The sequence below is a fragment of the Brevibacterium sp. GP-SGM9 genome (genome assembly GCF_047300845.1).
Classification (GTDB): domain Bacteria; phylum Actinomycetota; class Actinomycetes; order Actinomycetales; family Brevibacteriaceae; genus Brevibacterium.
Genome location: NZ_CP178563.1, coordinates 2,559,101 through 2,573,819, shown reverse-complemented (window position 1 = coordinate 2,573,819; position 14,719 = coordinate 2,559,101). Strand labels below are relative to the sequence as shown.

Genomic DNA, 14,719 nt, shown 5'->3' with positions numbered 1-14,719 from the left:
TTCGTCTCGGCGGGTCGCAGGTCGACGCGTCCCGAACGATCATCGGCGCTCGCGGTTCCGCCGGAACCATCTGCCGCACCGTCGGTGGAACCGGTCCCACCGGAACCGTCGGTGGTGCTGTCAGCTCCGTCGCCCGCCTCGGCGCCGAGAGTCTTACCCGGGCTGACACCCACGGCCGAATCCCCACCTCGGTGCGGGTGGCCGCCCTGGTGCGCCGGGGAATCGGCGGCCGCGGAGCGTTCCACGTTCTCTGCGCTGGCGGTGATGAGCTGGTTGCCTGACTCCGGGCTCAGCCCGGCCTCTCGCTGGTACTTCTCGACGAAGTCGACGAGCTCGGGACCGCGCGGACGCCTGCCAGGCATGATCGTGCCGGCCACGTACTTGCTGTTCTGGATGAACACGTTCGGATCCATCGTCACGCCGAGGAGGTCGTTGGCCGAATCCCCTTCGACCACGGCCGCAGTTCCCCCGACGCCCCAGTGGTAGGGCAGACCGATCTGGTGGACGGTCTTGCCGCCGATGGTCAGCGGATTCATCCGGCGGGTGACGAGCACGCGGGCCTCGATCGCGGCCCGCGGAGAGACCAAGGTGGCCCATCCGTAGGGCTCGAGTCCCACCTCGGCGGCGAGCTCCGGGGAGATCTCGCAGAACATCTCCGGCTGCAGCTCGGACAGATACGGCAGCCACCGGGACATGCCGCCGGCGGTGTGGTGTTCGGTCAGTCGATAGGTCGTGAACACATAGGGGTAGACCTCGGATCCGGGGAAGCCGGCACCGGGTGCCGAGAGATTGTCCTCACGGCGCATGACCCTGCGGGTGGGGCTGTTCTGCTGATCGTAGAGCGGGTTGGCCACGGTCGATTCCTGCGGCTCATAGTGCGTGGGCAGCGGCCCGTCGACCATGCCGCTGGGTGCGAAGAGCCAGCCCTTGCCATCGGCCTGCATGATGAACGGATCGTCTCCGTCGAGGTTCGCGGTCCCGCCGTAGGCCTTGTCCGAGCGCGCCTGGGGCGCCCGGTCCACGGGGAAGTCGGGCACGTCCTTGCCCGTCCACTTTCCGGCCTCGGCATCCCACCAGACGAACTTCTTCCTCTCCGACCAGGGTGTCCCGTCCGGGGCCGCCGAGGCGCGGTTGTAGAGGATGCGGCGGTTCGCCGGCCAGGCCCACGCCCATTCGGCGGCGGTCTCGTCCTGTTCGGAGCGCGGTTTGCGGCGGGCGGCCATGTTCTCACCGCCGGCGTAGATGCCGGCGTAGATCCAGCAGCCTCCGGCCGTGGTGCCGTCATCGGTCATCTGGTTGAAGTTATCGAGCGGCTGCCCGTCCTTCTCACCGCCGACGTAGTAGCCGTTGATCTCGGCGAGCACGGATTCGGGTTCGACCTCACCCTCCTCGTCGACCGGGTAGTCCCAGGTCAGGTCCAGCAGCGGACGATCACGGGGGTCCTCAGAGTCCTTGAGCTTCTCGCGCACCCGCTGGCCGAGTTCGAAGAAGAAGTCGAGTTCGCTCTGCGCATCGCCGGGCGGGTTGACGGCCTTGTGCCGCCACTGCACGAGGCGCTGCGTCTGCGTGAAGGTGCCGGCCTTCTCCGTGTGGTTGGCGGCGGGCATGAAGAACATCTCGGTCTCGATGTCCTCGGTCTTGAGCTCGCCGGTGGCGATCTCCGGGCCGTCCTTCCACCAGGTGGCGGATTCGATGAGGCTGAAGTCGCGGACGACCATCCACTTGAGGTGGCTCATCGCCATCCGCTGCATGCGGCCGTTCGCCGATCCCACGGCCGGGTTCTGCCCGAGCAGGAAATATCCGTCGACGCCGTCGTTGAGCATCCGCACCTGCGTCTGATACGTGCCGTGGGCGCCGTTGATGCGCGGCACGTAGTGATAAGCGAAGTCGTTCTCCGGCGTCGCAGCGTCACCCCACCAGGCCTTGAGCAGGTTGACCGCGTAGCTGCGCCCATTGGACCAGAAGCCCTTGTGCGTCTCAGGGGTGCCGACGGAGGCGACGTAGTCGTCGAAGCGGTCGTGGGCTCCGGCGCTGGGCATCGGCAGGTAGCCGGGCAGCAGGTTGAACAGGGTCGGAATGTCGGTCGAGCCCTGAATCGTGGCGTGTCCGCGCAGCGCCATGATGCCACCTCCGGGGCGTCCCATGTTGCCCAGCAGGAGCTGGAGGATCGAGGCGGTGCGGATGAATTGCGCGCCGAGGCTGTGCTGCGTCCACCCGACCGCGTAGGCGAAGCAGGTGGTGCGTTCGCGACCCGAGTTCTGCGTGATCGATTCGACGAGGTAGTCGAAGTCGGCGGGTTTGATGCCGCAGTTGTCGGCGACCATCTCCGGGGTGTAGCGGGCGTAGTGGCGCTTGAGGATCTGGAACACGGTCCGGGGGTCCTCGAGACTCGGGTCGGTGACCGGGGCGCCCGCTTCGTCGGTCTGGTAGGACCAGGTCGAATTGTCGTAGGAGTTCGTCTCCGGATCGTATCCGGAGAACAGTCCGCCCAGGTCCTCGGTGTCCTGGTAGTTGTCACTGATGAGGTTCGTCGCGTTCGTGTAGGCGCGGACGTACTCGTCGAAGTAGGTGCCATCATGCAGGACCCGGTTGATGAGCGCACCGAGCAGCACGATGTCGGAGCCCGCCCGAATCGGGACGTGCTTATCGGCGATCGCGGTGGTGCGCGTGAAACGAGGATCGACGTGGATGATGCGGGCACCTCGGGCCTTGGCCTCGCTCACCCATTGGAAGCCCACTGGGTGGCACTCGGCCATATTGGAGCCCTGGATGATGATGCAGTCCGCATTCGCCATATCCTGGACGGGTTGTGTGGCGCCGCCTCGCCCGAACGAGGTTCCCAAACTGGGAACCGTGGCGGAGTGTCAAATACGCGCCTGGTTCTCGATCTGAATCGCGCCCGCCGCCGTGTAGAGCTTCTTCGCGAGGTAGTTCTCCTCGTTGTCGATCGTCGCCCCGCCGAGGCTGGCGATCCCCATCGTGCGACGCAGCGGGTGACCTTTGTCGTCGAAGTCCTCCCAATGATTGCGGCGGGCTTCGATGAAGCGGTCAGCGATCATGTCGATCGCGGTATTCAGATCGAGCTTCTGCCAGTCCTTGGCTTTCGGAGCTCGATAGAGAACATCGGTGACGCGGCCTTTCGAGTTGACGAGCTGTTCACTCGCCGCCCCCTTGGGGCAGAGTCGTCCGCGCGAGATCGGGGAGTCCGGGTCGCCTTCGATCTGGACGACCTTGTCGTCCTTGACGAAGACCTTCTGTCCGCAGCCGACGGCGCAGTACGGGCAGACGGATTGGACGACCTTGTCGGCCGTGGAGGTGCGCGCAGTGGTGTCCCGGGTCTTTTGGGACGTGACCGATTCGCCGCGGCCCGAAGTGTCGGACGTGCGGAACTGCCGGAGTACCGGCCACTCGAGGAAGCTGAACCGAGCCATGGCACAACAATAGCCCTTATCGGGCCGGCCGGGACAGCAAGGACAGCCTCAATCGAGTGGTGTCTCCTCAGGTGAGGATCGGTGTCCCCATTCGCCGAGGCGGTACTCGCCGAGGCGGTCCCTGCGTGTCCCTGCGTGCCCTGGTTCAGCGGTCAGATGCGGTGGGCGAGCAGGATGCTGTCCTCGAGAGTTCGGCCGGTTCCCCGTCCGGTGAGGTGACCTCGCGGGTGCGCAGCTCGCCGAGCTCGATCTCCCAGCGATGCGGGCTGGCCCCGATGAGCAGCGCATAGTCGCCGTTCGGGGTGACCGGCTCGTGGTGGTGGTCGAGACCGTGGGCGAGCTGTTCGTTGTGCGCGGCAGCCCAGGGCGGCATGGCCGCATGGGAGATGAGCAGCAGTCGACCGCCGGGAGCCACATGCGCGGCGGCCTTGGTCAGCAGCTCCTCCCGAGTATCGGGCAACCGGGTGTGGAGGAAGCATCCGACGACGAGGTCGAAGCCGCCTCGGCGAGCGTCATCGACGGCCGGTTCCCAAGTGGAGACGTCGGCGACGGCGAAGTCTGCGGCGATCCCGCGATCCTCGGCCGCCTTCCGGGCGCGGTCGATGGCGGTGGTCGAGAGGTCGATGCCGGTGGCGTCCCAGCCGTGTTCGGCCATCCAGACGACGTCGGCGCCCTCACCGCAGCCGACGTCGAGGACTCGGCCCGGTTCGAGGCCGGTCACCGTGTCGACGAGGGCCGCGTTCGGATTGCCGGACCAGATGGAGTCCTCGGTTCCGGCATAGCGCTCCTCCCAGGCGGCGACGGAGTCGGGGACTCCGGTATCGGCCGCCTGCTGCTCTGCGCTCACCTCTCGGTTCCGGGTTCCTCGGAGGCAGGGATCCCGTCGGGGACGGTGTTGGCCGAGGCCGCCTCGGCGTCGACTCCTTCGTCCTGCTTGGCCAGTTCGGCACGGACCTCGTCCATGTCGAGGCCTTTCACGGCGGTGATGACCTGCTCGAGCTGGGGAGCGGCCAGGGCTCCGGGCTGAGCGAAGACGACGATGCCCTCGCGGAATGCGACGAGCGTGGGAATGGAGGAGATGGCGAAGAGACCGGCGAGCTGCTGCTGCGCCTCTGTGTCGATCTTGCCGAAGACGATGTCGGGATTGGCTTCGGAAGCCTGTTCGAAGACCGGAGCGAACTGCTTGCAGGGACCGCACCAATCGGCCCAGAAATCGAGGAGGATGATCGAGTTGTCGTTGATGGTCGACTCGAAGTTGTCTTGCGTGATTTCGATCGTAGACATGCGCCCCAGTCTAGGAGCCGATGATGAATGCTCTCTGGACGGGGGCGACTTCGCCGTCACAATCAGGTTCGTTCGGATTCGCTCGGGCCGCCTCAGGCCCGATCAGGCCGCACCGATTTCACCTGGGCTCATTCGGGCGCTGGCAGCCGGGTCGATCCGGCGGCGATGTGCGTGCCGAGCACGGCGGTGATGGCTCCGGCGAGGACGAGGGAGGCGAGGACGACGAGTTGGAATTCGGCGGCCTCCAGAGGTGAGGCACCGCCGAACAGCGCGCCCACGAAGGCGCCGGGAAGCGTGACGAGTCCGGTGTTCTTCGTCTGGTCGAGATTGGGCAGCAGGGCCTCCCGGATCGAGTCCTGTCGCAGCCGCTGCACGGACTGCCGAGGTCGGGCGCCCAGGGACAGCCAGGCTTCGACCTCCCCGGCACCGGTGCGCAGGTTCGCTGCGAACCGGCGCATCGACAGGGTCGAGACTGTCATGCAGGTGCCAATGACGATGCCGGCGACCGCGATGACTCGCTCGAATTCGCGGTCGACGAGTCCCATGGCCAAGACGATTCCCAGCGTGACGAGGGCGCCGACGATGACGCCTGCGACCGCGCCGACCGGACCGCGCGGCAGATCGCGGGCACGCCGCAGCGAGGTCACCGAGGCGGTGGTGAGCATGAGGGCGATGAACGCGGCCACACTCCACCAGGCGTTGAGCGCGCCCTGCAGGAGAAGCGCGACGAGGGCGAGCTGGACGATCGCACGGATGATCGCGACGACGGGCAGCCAGCCCAGCCCCACCTCGGCGAGGCGGAGGATGACGACCGCTGCGCCGACGAGCACGCCGATGCCCAGCAGCAGGGGTGCAAGCTCGGCGATCGTCACGGTGTCAGTCTAGAGCGGGCCCGCGTCGGTCCGGAGCTGGCCCACGTGAGTATGGAGCGGGCCCGCGCTCACCCAGATCTGGCCGACGATCCTTTCAGCCGAGCAGATCGGCGATCGGGCGATCCTCGTTCAGGGCCGTGAACACGGCGTCCGCCGCGGCGGATTTGACCACGCGGTTCGCATTCTCCGGAGCCGGGGCCCACGGCATGATTCCGAAGGTGATGTCCTCCTTCGGCACCGAGGACACGGTCGCGGCCAGCGAGGCCAAGGAGCCGACCGAATCGAGATCGTCGTCGACGCGCAGAGCCGAGGTCACAGCATCGAGGAACCCGTAGAGCCGATCGGGTCGCGAGAGCACCTGGGAGCTCTTCGCCCGGTCGATGATCGACTCCATCACCATCTGCTGATTGCCCATCCGGGAGATGTCGCTGCCGTCGCCGACGGCGTGCCGGGTTCTCGCCAAAGCCAGGGCATCGGTGCCGTCGAGCGTCTGCTCACCCGCCGGCAGATCGAGCTTCGCCTTCGTGTCGTGGAGCGGTTCGTCGAGGTCGACGGTGATGCCGTCGAGGGCGTCGACGATGGTGGCGAAGCCGTCGAAATTGACCTCGATGAAGTGGTCGACGCGCACGCCGGTGAGCGCCTCGGCCGCCGAGACGGAGCAGGCGGGGCCTGCATTGAGAGCCGAGTTGATCATTCCGTGCACCGCCGCCGAGGCGCCCGATCCGGTGTCCGCGCAGGCCGGGATGTCCAGCGTGGTGTCCCGGGGAATCTGCACAGCATCGATGCGGGAGGAGTCGGCGGAGACGTGGGCGAGGATCATCGCGTCGCTGCGGGCACCTTCGGCACTGCCGTAGCCGTTGGTGTCGAGTTCGCGGGTGTCCGAGCCGAGGATGAGCACGTTCGTCTCATCGGTGAGCTTCTCGGGAACCGAGTTGTCGTCGCCGGCCCGCAGCTGCGAGGAGGAGATGTTGCTCGACAGGTTGTGGACGACGGCGACGATGGTGACCGGAACCGCGATGACGAGGACCGCGAGGATGCCGACGACGGCGCGGCGGCGACGGTACTTGCGGGCGAGGCGTCGCCTGCGCCTGGGGCCGGGTTCAGGGCGCGGACCGGCCTCGAAGTGCGAGTCGCGGTGTGGTCCTGGGTCGTGGCGTGAGCCGGGGTCGGCGAACTCCAAATCTCTTCTCTCCAATGCCGGCAACAGATTGCATACAATCCTAAACATGATTTCTTCGAACTCGGTGGCATCAGGGCCCCGAAGTCTCTGTTAGGCTGGACACTGTTCGGCCACGAGATCGTGTCGAACGTGTGACACCGGCAGCGTAGGTAGATTCGCTTGGTGTCGTGCTGTTGCCGATTCGGCGCGTGTCTACCGTCCGCGCCTCTCATACTTTCTCTTGACCTTTCAATCCCCCTCTCTTGACGACTCTCATCCAGCACTTGCCAGTGCTATCGACACCGACCGATTCCCGAATCCGCCTGAGACAGCTGTCCGCCGAGTCAGCTTCTGTCGGCAACCAGGACACGATAGATCAGCGACAGATCAGATCAGCGCAAATGACGGAACAACGGTGACACCCACAGATTTCCGCCGGACCTGAGCAGAATGCTCGGACCATCCGACGGGGAAGCCGGATCCTCAACCGGATCCGACCACCAAGACCGCCCCGGCGGTCACCAGTTAAAAAATAAGGATACAAAGATTATGGCTACAGGTACCGTGAAATGGTTCAACTCGGAAAAGGGTTTCGGATTCATCCAGCCTGACGATGGTTCTGCTGATGTGTTCACGCACTTCTCCGCAATTGACGCCACCGGCTACCGCGAGCTCACCGAGGGTCAGAACGTCGAGTTCGACTCGGAGATGGGTTCCAAGGGCCTCCAGGCCACCAGCGTTCGCCCCCTCTGAGACTCAGGTGAGTCTCGTTCCTGAGACTTTTTGAGAATCACCGGCGGCTCCCCGCGTCCGACGCGGTCACGATCGAACTTTCGATCATGACCGATGATCGGGCCGGGGAGTCGTCGTTTTCTCGTTTCACCGCCGTCGACCGTTGACACGGCAAGGCGGCTTTCGTAATGTCAAAGGCATGCAGAGACGAGTGATGAGGTTGAGCGCGACGACGCGGTGGATCCTCGCCCTGCTGCTCCTCGCCGTCGCCTGCTTCGTCCTGGCCCCCTTGCCGCCGTTCCACGACTTCGCGGCCCTGCTCTGGGGCCTCGCTCTCGCGTCCCTCGTCGCGGCCCTGATCGTTGCCGTCCGCCGAGATCGCCGCAACAAGTAGGGTCACCGGCCCGACCGGTCACCCGCCCGGCTGATCGTCCGCGAGCAGGTCCGCGGCCAGCTTCCACGGAAAAGCGATGCACCGGCGTCGCAGCGGCACGACCTCCATCTCTGCCAGTCCCTTCAGATCCTTGGCCGAGGTTGCCTGGCCACCGGCAGCGCGGGCGTTGAGCAGCGCCGACGCCTCCTCGCTCACGGCCCTGCCCCGTAGACGCGCATCGGCGAGTTCCGCGAGCAGCGCCGCGGCATCGTGCCGCGACCACCCATCGATCACCTCGGCGAGGATGTCCCCGGCAGCGGTCGAGAGGGCACAGCCGGCGGTCGCCCCTCGCAGGAACACGCGACCGCCCTCACGGTCGACAGCCTCACGTGAGTCGCCACCGACGTCCCTGCCCACATCGCCACTCCTACCGCTATCGTCGACACCTCCGCCATCGCCGTCTTCGTCTCCAGGGTTGCCGGCCGAGGCGGAACCCTCGTCGACGAGGTGCAGCGCCAGCTCGACCCGGTCACCGCAGGTGAGATTCGTCCTCGTCTCGCCTCCGACCTCCCGCGCACCGTGCGGAATCGCTCCGGCGAGGGCCCATGGATTCCGAGCGCGGTCCTCGACGACGGCGAGCAGGTCATCGCGGTTCATGCTCTCCTCCGACTCCGCGTTCGAACTTCACAATGCACACTCGAACTTCACTATGCGGAAAGAATCTGTTGCCTGGCGAAAATGTGTGATTTAGAATACACGTATTGCCTATGGCGAGTTCAAGGTCGAACTTGGGCTATCTACCGGGCGCTACAGGAAGGACAGGTAGCCCCGTGTTGGATCGCCTCACAGATTATTCGTCATGCCTCGACGCCCCCGATCGGTGGGCCATCGCCACCGTCATCGCCGTCTCCGGCTCCGTACCCCGCCCCATCGGCACCTCCATGGCCGTCCGCGATGACGCCCTGACCATCGGCTCGATCTCCGGCGGCTGCGTCGAATCCGCGATCGTCGACGCCGCTCTCACCTGCATCGACGTGGCCGAGCCGGAGATCTGCGACTTCGGCTTCGGCGACGACTCGGGTTTGTCCGTCGGCCTCATGTGCGGCGGTGACATCCGCGTCCTCATCGAACCGCTCATCCACGTTGCCTCCGCTCTCGGCTCGCTCCTCGATGCGGGGTCGCAAGCCGTCGATTCGGGCACCCTCATCCGCGAGCTGCCTGCCGAAGCGGCGGACTCGACGATCGGCGAGCGCTCCCGGCTGACCCCTCTCGCCTTGGCCGAAGGCACCTGTCTGCCCGCCGACACTCGACTGTTCGGCGAGGGCTCAGTCGGTGAGTCGGATCGTCCGACCGAACTCGGACTGCCCGACGACTTCCGCGCCGAGGTGGGACGCGCCGCCTCTGTCGTCGAAGGGCTCATCCGCCGCGGCGGCTGCGGGATCGCCGAGGTGCGGGACGAGTCGAGCCCCGAGTGCCCGATCGTGCGCCGGCTCTTCGTCGAATCCCGCCGTCCCCAGGCGCGGATCGTCATCTACGGCGCCAACGACTTCTCGACCGCCATCGCCCAGGCCACTGCCCTTCTCGATCTGCGGGTCACGGTCTGCGATGCGCGACCGATCTTCGCGACCCGGGACCGCCACCCCGGTGCCGATGAGGTCATCGTCGACCTGCCGGGGGAGCACTTCGCCCGAGAATGTGCCGCCGGACGCGTCGACTCCCGGACCGCCGTCATCATGCTCACCCACGATCCGCGATTCGATCTGCCCGTCCTCGACCGGGCACTGCGGATGGACCTCGCCTATGTCGGTGCGATGGGCTCGAGGACCACTCACGAGAGGCGAGCGCAGGAGCTGCTCCACGGCGGACTGCCCTGGGAGGACTTCGCCGCCCTGCACTCGCCCATCGGCCTCGACATCGGGGCGAGAACCCCGCAGGAGGTCGCCGTCGCCGTGCTCGCCGAACTCATCGCCTGCACCCACGGCCGGACAGACCGGACGGGGATCGCGCAGCTGCGTGACACCTCGGGGCCCGTGCACGGCGAGCGCCCTCGCCCCTCACACGCACGCACCTCCCGATCGACCGGTTCCGAGGCTGCCGCGGGGCCCACCTCGACCACGGCACCCACGACTGCTTGCACGGCGACCTCCGCTCACCGACAGGGGGAGCACTCATGGACATGACCTGTGTCGACGAAGTGCTCAGCTGCGCGGATCCCGATTCCTGGCGCCCCGGTGACAGCTGGCTGGCCGGGGGCACCGTGCTCTTCTCCTATGGCACCGACATCACCCGCGGCGCGCCGACGAGACTGCTCGACATCACCGAAGCAGGGTGGGAACCGACCCGGTGGAACACCATCGACGGCCGCGTCGGGGAACTCGAGATCGCCGCGACCTGCCGGATCGCCGAGATCTACGGTTTCGCCTCAGCGGGGAATCTCCCACAGCCGAGTTCCGCAGTTCCGAATTCAGAACTGCCCGGTCTCGATCTCTTCGCTCCGTGCTGCGACTCCTTCGTCGCCTCGTGGAAGATCTGGAACGCCTCGACCATCGGCGGCAACGTCGCCACAGCCCTGCCGGCCGGGCCGATGATCTCCCTGCTCGCAGGCCTCGATGCCACCGCTCTGCTGCTGGGCCCGAGCGGCTCACGTCGGAGCCTGCCCGTCGCCGATCTCGTGCTCGGCGAAGCGCGAACGGCGCTGTGCGAGGGTGAGCTCATCCGCAGCTTCCACCTCGACATCGCGGCCCTGAGACAGCCCTGCGCCTTCCGGCGGATCTCGCTGACCGAACGCGGCCGCTCGGCGGCGCTGCTCATCGGCCGACTCCTCGACGACGGCCGAATCCGCCTGACGCTCACGGCTTCGACGAAACGCCCCCACATCGTCGAGCTCGGGGACGACGCCAACCATCCGGCCACCTCGGCGGGGCTCCACGCGGCAATCGACGCCGCGGTCGAGGGGAACTGGCACGACGACATCCACGGCAGCCCGCGGTGGCGGGAGGCGATGACGCATCGCCTCGGCGAGGAGATCCTGGGCGAACTCCTCGCCGCTCAGACGATTCCGGCCCGCACCGGAGACATCTCGATGACGAGGAGGCCAGCGTGAGAAGAGAGGAGCCCGGCGTGAGAAGCGAGGAGGCCAGCGTGAGAAACGAGGACACGAACACCGAAGCCGCCGACAGCGGAACTGCCGAGAGCAGCCGAACCGTCGAGAGCCGCCGAACCGCCACCGTCGACGGTCGCCCGGTTCCGGTCGACCCCGAACCCGGCCAATGCCTGCGCACCTGGCTGCGCGAAAAGGGATCCCGCGGAGTGAAGAAGGGCTGCGACGGCGGTGACTGCGGAGCGTGCACCGTGATCGTCGATGACGAAGCCGTCCACAGCTGCATCTACCCGGCCCACCGCGCCGCGGGCAAAACGGTGACCACGATCGAGGGACTCGGCACTCCCGAGCACATGCACCCGGTGCAGGAGAACTTCCTCGACGCCGGCGGATTCCAGTGCGGATTCTGCACCGCGGGGATGATCTGCACGGTCGCCTCGATGACGGAGGAGGACAAGAAGGACCTCCCCCGCTCGCTCAAGGGCAATGTCTGCCGCTGCACCGGCTACCGCTCGATCGAGGATGCGATCGCCGGGCACCGAAACATCGATCCCGGCAACCGCGGCGTCGGGTCGAGCACCGGGGCCCTGGCCGGTCCCGGCGTGGTCACCGGCACGGTCCGCTACACCATGGACATGGACCCGGACGAGCTGCCCGTCCCGCTTCTGCATGCCGCTCTCGTCCACTCCACCCGCGCCCACGCCCGCATCCGCGGCATTGACACGAGTCGGGCTCTGGCCGAACCCGGTGTCGTCACCGTGCTCACCCATGAGGATGCCCCGAGCAAGCGCTTCTCCACCGCCCAGCACGAGCTCGTCGGCGATGACCCGAAGGACACCCTGGTCTTCGACGATGTGGTCCGCTACTACGGGCAGCGAGTCGCGGTCGTCGTCGCCGAATCGCAGCGGGCCGCCGAACGCGGGGTCCGCCTCGTCGAGGTCGACTACGAGGACCTGCCGGCCGTCTTCGACGTCGAGACCGCCGATTCCCCGTGCGCCCCGGTCATCCACCCCGAGGCGGTCGATGTCGGACAGGACGGCACCGGGGAGCACGGCACCGGACAGAACGGCGAAGACTCGGGCATCGCGCATCCGCAGGACAACGTCCTCGCCGAGGTGCACCACCACCGCGGCGATGTCGAGGCCGCCCTGGCGGACTCCGCGGCCACCCACGAGGCGACCTACCGCACCCAGCGGCTCTCGCACATGGCGCTCGAGACCCACGGGTGCATCAGCTGGATCGACGAGGACGGCCGCTATGTCATCCGCAGCAGTACGCAGGTTCCCTTCCTGGTCAGAAGGGCATTGAGCAGTCTGTACGACCTGGATCCCGATCGGGTGCGGGTCTACTGCGAAAGGGTCGGCGGCGGGTTCGGCGGCAAGCAGGAGGTCCTCTGCGAGGATGTCGCACTGCTGGCGACCATGGCCACCGGATCCCCGGTCAAGCTCGAACTGACACGTAAGGAGATCTTCACCGCCACCACGGTCCGCCACCCCTTCCGCATGCGGGTCCGCGTCGGAGCCGACCGGGACGGGAAGCTCACGGCCCTGGCCGTGGATGTCCGGTCGAACACCGGAGCCTACGGCAATCACGGGCCCGGGGTGCTCTTCCACGGGGTGGGCGAATCGATTGCGGTCTACAACGCCCCGAACAAACGCGTCGACGCCATGGTCCTCTACACGAACACCCTGCCTTCGGGGGCGTTCCGCGGCTACGGGCTGAGCCAGATGATCTTCGCCGTCGAATCGGCCATCAGCACCGTGGGACGCAAGCTCGGCATCGACGAGTTGGAGATGCGACGGATCAACATCGTCGGTCCGAACGACCCGATGCTCGGCCCCCACGACGAACCCGAGGAGGATCTCCTCATCGGCAGCTACGGTCTCGACCAGTGCATCGATCTCGTCAATCACGCCATGGAGCGGGGTGAGCAGCGGTGGAAGGAGCACATCGCCGCCGGGCACGGTGAGGAACTGGGCGAAGAGTGGCGTGTCGGCACCGGGCACGGCATCGCCATGATCGCGACCGCGCCCCCGCGCGGGCATATCGCCCACGCCGATATCGAGCTCGCCGAGAACGGCACCTTCGAGCTGCGGGTCGGTACGGCGGAGTTCGGGAACGGGACCTCCACCGTCCATGCCCAGTTGGCCGCGACCCTGCTCAAGACCACGACCGATCGGATCACCTTGAAGCAGTCCGATTCCGATGTCGTCACCCATGACACCGGGGCCTTCGGGTCGACGGGCACGACGATCGCCGGCCGCGCCAACGAGGCGGCCGTGAAGGATCTCATCACCGTCCTCCAGAAGCTCGCCGCCCCGCGACTCGGTGTCAGCGCCGAGGAGGTCGTCATCGCCGGGGATCAGGCCGTCGTTGCCGGCTCGGCCGAGCTGTGCGGCGAGTTCGCCGCGATCGTCGGGCCCATCCGATGTGAGCGCTCGATCCCGCTGGAGACCCTGCGCGCCGAGCACATCGCCCGCACCGGTCAGCCGCCGACGGGGCACGGATACTGGGGCGGGACTCCACGGTCGGTGGCGTTCAACGTGCACGGCTTCCGGGTCGCCGTGAACATGTCCACCGGTGAGCTGCGGATCCTGCAGTCGGTCCACGCCGCCGACGCCGGGGTGGTGATGAACCCGAATCAGTGCCGCGGACAGATCGAAGGCGGGGTGGCCCAGGCGATCGGCGCGGCCATGTACGAGCAGGTCATCATCGATGAGAGCAACGGGAAACCCGTCACCGACATCCTCCGCCAGTACAAGGCCCCGAACTTCGCGGACCTGCCCCGCACCGAGGTATATTTCGCCGAGACCTCCGATGAGCTCGGTCCGCAGGGGGCGAAGTCGATGAGCGAATCCCCGTTCAATCCCGTCGCCCCCGCCCTGGCGAATGCGGTGCGGGATGCGACCGGCGTCGATTTCACCTCCACGCCTCTGACCAGGGACACGATCTGGGCAGGGCTCGTCGAAGCGGGGGTGGACTCGGCCGGGTCGGCATCGTCCGGATCGGGTGGCGACGCCGTCGGGTCGGATGATGACGCCGTCGGGTCGGGAGACGGCGGGACGATCTCCATATGACGTCGATCGCGCTCATCCTCGCCGCCGGCAGCGGTCGACGGCTCGGCCTCGGCCCGAAGGCGCTGCTGCCGTGGGACGATTCGGTGCTCGTCGTCCGTGCCGTCCGGGCCGCCGTCGCCGCGGGGCTGCGTCCCGTCGTCACCGCCGGTCCGAGATTCGCTGAGATCGAACGCCACCTCGCCGAGGCGGTGCCACCCGATTCGGACGACCCGGCCGAACCATCGGCTTCCCCGCCACCGCCGGCGTCGCACTGTCCGCCCGCCCCGACGGTCGGGCTTGTCCCCGTGCCCGATGCAGCGACCGGGATGTCGGCGTCCTGGCGGGCCGGGATCTCAGCGATCGATGCCCTGACCGGGACCACCTCGGCGACGGCCGTCGCGGTCATGCTCGTCGACCAACCCGGGGTCGGCGCCGAGGTGCTCGGGCGATTGGTCGCCGACTTCGATCCTGCTCGGGTGGCCCGGGCCGCCTGGGCCGGACGCCCGGGGCACCCCGTGGTGATGTCGTTGGCAAACGCGCGAGCCGCCGCCGCTGAAGCCACCGGCGACGAGGCGGCTCGGACGTGGATGCGGGGGAACCGGCACCTCGTCGATCAGGTCGAATGCGGGGATCTCGGGGACGGATCCGACATTGACACGATCGCGGACCTGAGGTCCTGGAGTCATTGATCTGAGGTCCTGGAGAAGCTGAC

Annotated in this window: 11 protein-coding genes and 1 pseudogene; 6 read left to right on the top strand and 6 right to left on the bottom strand. The window is 67.2% G+C overall.

The annotated features are described in order from the left end of the window. Positions 1 to 251: 251 nt before the first annotated feature. The 5 genes and pseudogenes from fdnG to ACH82I_RS11615 all read right to left on the bottom strand — a co-directional run. Positions 252 to 3,431: pseudogene (gene fdnG, locus ACH82I_RS11635) on the bottom strand (formate dehydrogenase-N subunit alpha); the annotation flags it as partial. A gap of 145 nt (positions 3,432 to 3,576) precedes the next feature. Then, entirely contained in the window at positions 3,577 to 4,278 is a 702-nt protein-coding gene (locus ACH82I_RS11630; protein ID WP_413332757.1) for a class I SAM-dependent methyltransferase, read from the bottom strand. Then, positions 4,275 to 4,715, bottom strand: coding sequence for a thioredoxin (gene trxA, locus ACH82I_RS11625; RefSeq protein WP_230745800.1), 441 nt, complete (start codon positions 4,713 to 4,715; stop codon positions 4,275 to 4,277). The genes ACH82I_RS11630 and trxA overlap by 4 nt, the downstream gene beginning before the upstream one ends. A 128-nt stretch (positions 4,716 to 4,843) precedes the next feature. Beyond that, positions 4,844 to 5,587, bottom strand: a complete 744-nt coding sequence (locus tag ACH82I_RS11620) for an ABC transporter permease (protein WP_413332754.1) — start codon at positions 5,585 to 5,587, stop codon at positions 4,844 to 4,846. 94 nt (positions 5,588 to 5,681) lie between these two features. Further along, positions 5,682 to 6,767, bottom strand: coding sequence for an LCP family protein (locus ACH82I_RS11615; RefSeq protein ID WP_413332752.1), 1,086 nt, complete (start codon positions 6,765 to 6,767; stop codon positions 5,682 to 5,684). Positions 6,768 to 7,295: 528 nt separating this feature from the next. Between ACH82I_RS11615 and ACH82I_RS11610 the strand changes: the two genes are divergently transcribed. Together ACH82I_RS11610 and ACH82I_RS11605 are read left to right on the top strand one after the other, a co-directional pair. After that, positions 7,296 to 7,499, top strand: a complete 204-nt coding sequence (locus ACH82I_RS11610) for a cold-shock protein (protein ID WP_230745797.1) — start codon at positions 7,296 to 7,298, stop codon at positions 7,497 to 7,499. Between the two features lie 178 nt (positions 7,500 to 7,677). Next, the gene (locus tag ACH82I_RS11605; protein WP_413332750.1) at positions 7,678 to 7,872 is read left to right on the top strand and encodes a hypothetical protein; all 195 of its coding nucleotides are present in this window, start codon (positions 7,678 to 7,680) and stop codon (positions 7,870 to 7,872) included. Between the two features lie 18 nt (positions 7,873 to 7,890). On the opposite strand, the gene ACH82I_RS11600 is transcribed toward ACH82I_RS11605, so the two are convergent. Further along, complete coding sequence (locus tag ACH82I_RS11600) at positions 7,891 to 8,508, bottom strand: hypothetical protein (RefSeq protein WP_413332746.1); 618 nt, start codon at positions 8,506 to 8,508, stop codon at positions 7,891 to 7,893. 176 nt (positions 8,509 to 8,684) lie between these two features. On the opposite strand from ACH82I_RS11600, the gene ACH82I_RS11595 reads away from it, so the two are divergent. From ACH82I_RS11595 to ACH82I_RS11580, 4 genes are read left to right on the top strand one after another with little or no spacing between them, the layout of a single operon-like run. Continuing rightward, a complete protein-coding gene (locus tag ACH82I_RS11595) occupies positions 8,685 to 10,031 on the top strand; it encodes an XdhC family protein (RefSeq protein ID WP_413332744.1) in 1,347 nt (448 codons plus the stop codon). Further along, complete coding sequence (locus tag ACH82I_RS11590) at positions 10,022 to 10,954, top strand: FAD binding domain-containing protein (RefSeq protein ID WP_413332742.1); 933 nt, start codon at positions 10,022 to 10,024, stop codon at positions 10,952 to 10,954. Before ACH82I_RS11595 ends, ACH82I_RS11590 begins: the two co-directional genes overlap by 10 nt. A 38-nt stretch (positions 10,955 to 10,992) precedes the next feature. Next, positions 10,993 to 14,028 carry a molybdopterin-dependent oxidoreductase gene (locus tag ACH82I_RS11585; protein ID WP_413332740.1) on the top strand — a complete coding sequence of 1,012 codons (3,036 nt, stop codon included), beginning with the start codon at positions 10,993 to 10,995 and terminating at the stop codon, positions 14,026 to 14,028. Continuing rightward, positions 14,025 to 14,696 carry a nucleotidyltransferase family protein gene (locus ACH82I_RS11580; RefSeq protein ID WP_413332738.1) on the top strand — a complete coding sequence of 224 codons (672 nt, stop codon included), beginning with the start codon at positions 14,025 to 14,027 and terminating at the stop codon, positions 14,694 to 14,696. The genes ACH82I_RS11585 and ACH82I_RS11580 overlap by 4 nt, the downstream gene beginning before the upstream one ends. Positions 14,697 to 14,719 lie beyond the last annotated feature (23 nt).